The following is an 8,139-nucleotide window of genomic DNA, read 5'->3' as shown; positions in this document are numbered from 1 at the left end:
TTTTCTTCATTCTCAAGTGTTGAGAATACGATCTTTTTGCACTTATCGAGGACTGTATTAATGTATAGATTTTTGTTCAGTGACTTCTTTAGTTTTGCTTCCAACTCGCTACTCCTATCTCTTGTAATCTTGTATGCTTCTTCAGAAGAAATTTCTTTTCTGTGTCCCTCAAAGTCAACAATAAAGTATTTTGTAACAAAATTCTGCCCCGGAATATTAACCACTTCACTATAAAGGATTTCCCTGCCACCATTTACAAACTCTATACTTGATACCAGGTCCTCATCAGAATATTGGTGGAGGTCTTTCGATGATACAAGCATTTTGAGTTCACCAGTTTCAAGGTTCTTTAAGTATAGGGCAGTTTTCTTATCAGGGAATACTTCAACAATTCCACCTGCATAGGCAATGTATTTTTTGTCTGGCGATATAGCATAAGTGTATGCTCTTTCTTCATCATTTTTTGAAGAATCCAGAAGATTGCATACTTTACCTGTATTTAAGTCAAAGCAAGTGATTCCAAAAAGTGGAGCATTTACTCCTCGAAACCCGTAAATGAGTTTATCATCTCCCATTTGAAATGAAATCTCTATGCCGCCTTCTCCGTCACCTTCTGTAACCTTAACCAATTTAAGGGTCTTTAAATTTAATGCATACAAAAAGTCATTTCCCTGCCAAAATGCTTCAGGATATATATACAGAATGAGCCATTTTGAATCAGGAGAGACCCCATAGAACCAAGAAGTCCCATAGAATCTTATGGAGTATAAACTGCGGATGTCAGGGTCGTCATTCAACTCTGCAATTTTTTCAGTTTTGCTTCCGTCTTTGTCGCTTACATAAATTGTATCGTTAGATACAAAAAGAAGTTTTGATGGTGCGTTCAGAAGCGATTTGCCAGGGTCTGAGGTTACAATCCTTATAAGGTTTGCCTCATCAAATTTCCTAAGCGTCACCTTAATTTCATTTGTATCTTCTTTTATCTCTACATTATCCATCGAATGCCAAACATAACCTTCTTTATAAAAAGCAAAATTATGTTCTCCTATTGTTAGTTTAACGGTTAATGGCGTTTTTCCTGAATAATTATCATCAATATTTACATCTGCACCTTCTGGGTCTGATTCAATACGAACAACCTTTAACTCTTTTTGAGATGTTTGATTGCTTGGTGAGTTTTCTGATTGCTTAATCCCACACGATGTGAAAACCATTACAAGCAAACTCAACAAAATAACTACTTTCTTTACATTCATCTTTCCACCTCTCTTATTCTCCAATATAAATTGCATCTTTTACTTCCACTTTGAACAATTCATTCAAATTGACTTTCTTATTTGTTGTTGCGTCGATAAGATACCAGATTGAGGTTGGGGCAATTGAGGTATCATTGTGCGATAGAACCTCGCAGGTAAATTTGCAACTATCGGGAGAGAAGTGCATAAAGTTAGGGTTTGTTATGCCTGTGAAAACAATGTTTGAAAGGTCATCATTACATATGTATAGCTTTTCTTCATTCTCAAGTGTTGAGAATACGATCTTTTTGCACTTATCGAGGACTGCATTAATGTAGAGATTTTTGTTTAATAATTTTTTGAGTTTTGTCCCCAATAATCCTTCTCTATTTTTGTAAAGTTTGGATGCTTCTTCCGCAGAAATTTCCTTGCTATTTCCCTCCAAGTCCACTACAAACCATTTATCAGTTTCTTTACCATTTTTTGACCATGTTGTTCTACTATAAAGGATTTCCCTGCCATCGTTTACAAACTCTACACTTGAGATATAATCCTCACCAAAATTTTGATTAAGATTTGATGGTTTTGCAAGCAGTTTGAGTTCACCAGTTTCAAGATTTTTTAGATACAAACCAGTTCTATTGTCAGGGAATGATTCGACATTGCCACCTGCATAGGCAATGTATTTTTTGTCAGGCGATATAGCATAGTAAAACGCTTTTTCCTCTTTATTTTTCGAAGAATCTAACAGGTAATCCATTTTGCCGTTATTTAAGTCAAAGCATGAAAGCGAAATAAACGGTGCATTTACTCCTTGAAATCCATAAAGAAGTTTATCGTCCCCCATCTCAAATGAAATCTTGAAACCACCTTCCCAGTAGTCCTCTGCAATTTTAACCAATTTAAGCGTTTCAATATTTAAAGCATACAAATATTGCTTTGATTTAGGACCGAAATCAACAGGTGATGGGTTTAGTATTATCCATTTAGCATCTGGAGATATACCGTAAATTCTAACTTCAAATTTGCTATTTATAATTGCAACCCTTTCAGTTCTGTTTCCGTCTTTATTGCTTGCATAAATTCCATCGTTAGTTACAAAGATAATTTTCGATGGCTCGTTTAAAATTGAGCTTAAAGAATCCGTCTTTGTAACTCTAATCAGAGTTTCATTACTAATTTTCTTGAATACAACAATAAAGGAAGCAACTAAAACTGCAAGAACAACCAAAAAAATAAGCACTTTTTTCATTTTTCCCCCTTAGTAATGTACCTTATAAATGACAATTCTTCCGTTGATGACTTTGATAAAAATATTAAGAGATTTTGCATCATTTGCTTCAATATATATTTTATTGTTTACGATTTTCCACTGTGGACTGTCTTTTTGCAATACTGGATTCAGGATTTCCCAGTTTCCATTTTTTGCCTTTTTAAAGATAATTCCGTCAATGACTGCATAAACGACCCCGTTTGAATCGATTGAAAAGCTGTTTACATAGTCTCTTCCCTCCTTAAACCACGGCGGCAGAAAACTTGTAAAAGTCTTGCCTCCGTCAGTCGATAAGAACATTTTGCCATTGAAGGTTATGTATATTCTTTTGTAGTCTGTTGGGTCAACCGCAATTCTTTCGGAATCGATTGCGGAGAGTAATTTCCAAACTGTGCCGTTATCTTCTGATTTGAGAATTCCACGGTTAGAAGCACCATAAATGATATTCGGGCTTTCGGGTGTAAATGAAACTGCAAATAATTTTGTAAAACCTGTTGTATCCCCATTTATTGCAAAAAGTCTCATAAACCTTCTTCCGCCATCATTTGATACATAAAGCACATTTCCCAAAACCAGGATATTAGAAGGATTGTAAGGATTTATGTACACAATAGATCCATCGTTGAGAATCTTTTTCCACTTTTTTCCATTATCTTCTGATCTTGATACTGAGTCAGAGGTTCCAACATAGATTGTGTTTGGGTTTCCTGGATCAACTGCTATAGAGTCAATATCCTCAAAATCTGCAACCTTTGTAAAATGCAATCCATAATCATCTGTTCTAAACAATCCATATAGTCCCGATATGCTGTCTTCCTTCCTTACCCATCCATAGAATATTGCTGGATTATTTGGATCAACTGCTTTTACTGAAAATGATAGTCCATCAGGGTAGGTTACAAATGTTTTGCCACCATCTTTTGAGACCATTGATTTTGTATAAATAACTAACGGATCTTTCGGGTGAGGCAAAGGAAAGTCATTTGCTCCGAGGTTATCTAAGTCGGCTATTACAAAATCCTTTAAGAAATTTAAGCTATCAGAGAGGATGTAAATTCTATTATTCTCTTTTAATATCTCGATTTTATTGGGAATGTTTTTCGGACTAACTTTTACAAAGTGACCATCTGAATCCACTTCTCCAAAATTTGACTCAATAAGATTTCCATCCTGATTAAAAACCACATAGTCAGTTAAATAGTATTTTAAGTCTCCGTATATACGGTACGGAAATTGCTTTATTACATCATATGTATTGATTTTTATTTCTACAATACCGTCTTTGTCAGTTTTTAGATTTGATAAACCAATTGATTTGTTCCTTGCTATGTTTCCTTTGGCATCGGTAAGTAGAAGCCGTAAATTTACAGTTTCTCCTGCAAAAAGAAGTATTACATTCTCATCTTCTTTATTCCCACTTAGTGAAGCAAGAGTTGGAGCATTCAAAACTTTTGCTTTATAAGTAACTTTAAATTTATATTCTTCGTATCTGTAAGCTGAACAACTCAAAACAGCACCTTTATGCATTAACCTATATTCTCCCAATTCATCAAAAGTCATTTTTCCGCCAAATTTTCTTATAACTTCTCCTTTTTGATTTCTATACTTTGTTGGCTCTGTAAGAAAGTGAGTCTCTTTTCCAGATGGAGAAACAATATCAAAGGAATCTAAAACTGTATATCCGCTTAGTTCCAGGGTATCGTTTAAGTAAACATTGATAATAAAATTGTTCGGAGTTCGATAGTCAACTCTTGGCTGTTTAAACTCAATTATTTCACAACTTTCTATTGGGGATTGTTGTTGCTTACTACATCCTAAAGCACTCATCATGAACGCAATCGTTAGCAAAAAAATAAGCGCTTTTCTCATAAAGCATTTCCTCCTTATTTATTGCTCTTTTCATATTTTACTATCATCTCTAAAAAAATTCATCGATTTAAAAACCCTTAAGTGGGTTTGTATTAATAATTTCTTCCACTACTTCAAAGCCCTTTGGGAATGCATAATTGTAACGAGCAGGAAGAGCAAAGACATATTTGGAGTTTCTGCCAAGTTCGGTGGGACCGATTGGTGCAGCACCTATATGAAACTTTTCTTGTTGAAGCGTATCCCACTGTTCGAGTGTGAACACCATTATGGGGATATCCTGTGTTGGGACTTCTTTGGTCCACTGGGGACTCCTTATCAAAATCAGTGGTCCTTCTTCGCTTGCAACTTCTCCATTTGCACCTTCACTATACCCCGTCCATTTGTCTTTAATAATTTTGTAACCCTGCCATGTCAAAGGCAAATCAAAAGTAAAACCATATTCTGTATTTTTGTACTGAATTGTTTTAAAACATTGTTTAAATAGACCATTACTTACTTCAAGAATATGTGAGACATTAATATCTTCTTGATATCCTCTCATAAAAGAAGACATCCAACTTTCGCCATATTCTTCAATCATCCAGGCGCTGAAACCAGGACCTAAAGTCTCTTTGCTCCAATCAATCCGGGGTCCAAGAATTCCCAAATTCAATTTCTCTCGCATTGCATAAAGTGCGTTGCTAAAGCCTACTACAATGATTGGGTAGAATTTTTGAGGATACTCTCTAAGCCACCCTTGCGGTAAAAGGTCTATTGCATCCTTATCAATCCAGATAGGTATTATATATGTGCTTGTGCAGGAGTTGAGTGTTTTAAAATCAGTCACTTTCAAAATCTGAGGATATTTCTTAAGTTCAGTGTCAGTAATAAGCCCACCATTTCGAGGTGCAAGATAAATTGCCTGGATCCCTTCTTCTCCGCCCGGAGAAACATATATGTCACTTATATTCGTCTGTGAACTTCCATTAGAGATGTTGGTGTTTGTTTGAGTTTGTCCCTGTTTCTTTTGTGTAATCCACAGTGCATAAATAGCCATTAAAATAACTACGACTGCAACAATTGCTACAACTTTTGCAATTTTTCCTTTGAATATGTTTTTCATTTTTCACCTTCTCTACAATATTAGATATATGAAGTGGTAAAAAAGTTCCACAATTTTTGAAGAATTTTGAAAGAATTTTTTACAAATAATAATTTGGCTTAAAATGAAGTAGTGATAATGGAAGTTAAATTTTTGTTCGGAGATTTTGGAGTTAATTTTTTAAAAAAGTGGAACTTTTTCTGAAATTTTGTATCTAATATTATGAGAGAATTTGGAGGACAAAATGAGAAAAGAAATTATTTTAATAACACGGTTATGCTAAGAGGGGTGGTGAAAGATGAGCAAAACCTCAAAAATTTTTATTATCGCCTTAATGGTCTTTGGCATCTTAATTTTAACATCGCTTGAGTCGATGCAATTCACAAATTCCGCCCCGAAGGTAATCGATCTTTCGAATATAACGCTTCCCTCCTACAAGCTTCCTCCTAATGCAAAAGTAACTAAAGAAAAAATAAGGGATAATTTAATAAAAGAAATTAAAATGTGTAGAGAATGGAATATACCGTGGGATCCTCACTTTCCCGACGGCACAGTTCCTACAAGAGTCCAGGTAATTACAATCCCTTACGGAGAATATACAAGAATATTCCTTGAAAATAAAGATGCTTCTGTTGCTACACCAAAAGATAAGTTGTATATACTTGTTGGCATTGATATTGCAGAGCCTCTAAAACAATTAGCTTTTAATATGGTGAGCATTCCACCAACTCAATTGAGGCTGTGGGAGAGGACGGGAGCACTCGATTCAAATAGACCTGTTGTGAATCAGGAACTTTTCCTTATAGATCCGATGACTGGCATTGCTGTGGAACATGGTTTCTACCAGGGTATATTCATTTTTCCGAAGCAGGATTGAAAAAAGCTTTAAATTATTTTTTGTAAGTAGTATAATTATGCTGATAGTAAAAGGAGGTAGGAAAAAATGAATGCAAAAAGGTTAGTTTCGTTGTTAGTCCTTGTTGTATTGATTTTTACTTCGTGCGGGGCAAAAGAAAGCAAAGGGGCTTATTCGAATGAAAGCCTTAAATACCTTCCGCAACTTATTCCTTATAGAGCAGGAGAATATTGGGGATACTGTAACAAAGATAAGCATATCATCGTCCAGCCAAAATATTCTGAAGCCTATCTTCTAAGTGAAGGTCTTGCAGCAGTTAATCTTAACGGAAAATGGGGATACATAGACGAAAAAGGGAATACTGTTATACAGCCCAAATTTGGTATGGCAGGGAATTTTCACGAAGGGCTTGCCTATGTCAGTATCGGAAACAAGTATGGTTATATAGATGCAAAAGGGAAATTAGTTATAAATCCTATGTTTGATAGTGCCTGGGATTTCCATAATGGCATTGCAATGGTTTCAATGAACATCCCGAAGGTTGGCACTAAATACGGATATATAGATAAAACTGGAAAATACATAGTAGAACCTAAGTTTGACTATGGATATGATTTTAACGGTAGTTTTGCAGTTGTAATGTCCGGGTGGAAACAAGGCGTTATCAATAAGTATGGAAAGATAATTGTCCCAACCAAATATGACCAAGTGTTTATAGTAGAGAATACGCTGGGTTTATTTGCAGTTAGGTCGGGTGATAAGTATGGTTTATTTGATGCGAAGGGTAAAATGGTTCTTTCGATAAAATATGACTATATTGGGAACTTTGTGGATGGACTTGCTCCAACGGGTCTGAACGGCAAATGGGGATATATAAATACAAAAGGGCAAGTTGCTATTCCTTTCACATTTGATGGTGCGGAGGATTTTCATGAAGGGCTTGCTTCGGTATCTGTCAAGGGTAACTATGGATATATTGACGAGAAAGGTAGGTTTATTATAAAGCCTGCATATAAATGCTCTTATATGTTTAGTGAAGGGCTTGCCGCAGTTCAGGATAAGAGTGGCAAATGGGGTTACATAAATAAAAGTGGTACAGTTGTGATCAAGCCTGTTTACGATGAAGCAAACAATTTTTCGGAGGGTCTTGCTTATGTAAAAGCAGGGGGAACTCAAAAATTTATCGACAAGAATGGGAATACAGCATTTGTAATACCAGCATCTTTTGACAAACTCGGTTATGTAATTTCGTATCCATATTTTGTAAATGGTTTGATAACAGTTGTCTTACCACAAGGCGCAGGTGTTTCTAAGACCATTGGTTATATGGATGGCAGAGGGACGCAATACTGGGAAGAGAAGAAATAGAAAAGTATTAGAAGTGCTAAAGGTAGAAGCCTTATAAAGGGATTTTAAGATGGAAGGACTCAAGGGGGAGAAAAAGTTATCGAGTTCAGGAAAAGTCTTTATTTTTATTGCTTTTGCAATTCTCCTTGTAACATTTGCTTTGAGTATTTTCTTTTATCCCCGTCTTCCTCAGGTTATTGCAACGCACTGGAATGCATTCGGCGAAGTTGATGGTTTTATGCAAAAGTCCTGGGGTGTATTTACCCTGCCTATTTTTTCCTCTGCCATAACTTTGTTTTTTATTCTTGTGCCAAAAATTTTCAGGACGAAAGAAAGTGAAAAATTCAGGGAAATATATAGTCACCAATTCAATTCATGCTGTTTACACTTGTGCACATTTCTTCATACCATCTTGACAGAATACTCAATTTGCTGTATAGTGTAACATGAAAGCGAATAAATGTTTGTAGTTTAATTG

The 8,139-nt window shown here is 35.5% G+C and carries 7 protein-coding genes; 3 read left to right on the top strand and 4 right to left on the bottom strand.

The window, feature by feature from the left end; all coding sequences use genetic code 11:
* The 4 genes from JHC30_00435 to JHC30_00420 form a co-directional block, all read right to left on the bottom strand.
* The coding region (locus tag JHC30_00435; protein MCI4462627.1) for a PEGA domain-containing protein at positions 1 to 1,256 on the bottom strand (1,256 nt) is incomplete at its 3' end.
* Positions 1,257 to 1,269: 13 nt separating this feature from the next.
* Positions 1,270 to 2,487 carry a hypothetical protein gene (locus JHC30_00430; protein MCI4462626.1) on the bottom strand — a complete coding sequence of 406 codons (1,218 nt, stop codon included), beginning with the start codon at positions 2,485 to 2,487 and terminating at the stop codon, positions 1,270 to 1,272.
* Positions 2,488 to 2,496: 9 nt separating this feature from the next.
* Entirely contained in the window at positions 2,497 to 4,377 is a 1,881-nt protein-coding gene (locus JHC30_00425; protein MCI4462625.1) for a hypothetical protein, read from the bottom strand.
* A 67-nt stretch (positions 4,378 to 4,444) separates the two neighbouring features.
* Positions 4,445 to 5,479, bottom strand: coding sequence for a hypothetical protein (locus JHC30_00420; protein ID MCI4462624.1), 1,035 nt, complete (start codon positions 5,477 to 5,479; stop codon positions 4,445 to 4,447).
* Positions 5,480 to 5,756: 277 nt separating this feature from the next.
* Between JHC30_00420 and JHC30_00415 the strand changes: the two genes are divergently transcribed.
* The 3 genes from JHC30_00415 to JHC30_00405 all read left to right on the top strand — a co-directional run bounded on the left by JHC30_00415 (position 5,757) and on the right by JHC30_00405 (position 8,106).
* Complete coding sequence (locus JHC30_00415; protein MCI4462623.1) at positions 5,757 to 6,335, top strand: hypothetical protein; 579 nt, start codon at positions 5,757 to 5,759, stop codon at positions 6,333 to 6,335.
* A 66-nt stretch (positions 6,336 to 6,401) separates the two neighbouring features.
* On the top strand, positions 6,402 to 7,682 hold the full coding sequence (locus tag JHC30_00410; GenBank protein MCI4462622.1) for a WG repeat-containing protein: 1,281 nt from the start codon (positions 6,402 to 6,404) through the stop codon (positions 7,680 to 7,682).
* Positions 7,683 to 7,731: 49 nt separating this feature from the next.
* Complete coding sequence (locus JHC30_00405; protein MCI4462621.1) at positions 7,732 to 8,106, top strand: DUF1648 domain-containing protein; 375 nt, start codon at positions 7,732 to 7,734, stop codon at positions 8,104 to 8,106.
* Positions 8,107 to 8,139 lie beyond the last annotated feature (33 nt).

Source organism: Caldisericum sp., assembly GCA_022759145.1.
Classification (GTDB): Bacteria; Caldisericota; Caldisericia; order Caldisericales; family Caldisericaceae; genus Caldisericum.
Note: the sequence above shows the minus strand (reverse complement) of the source record. Positions and strands in the feature narration are given on the sequence as shown.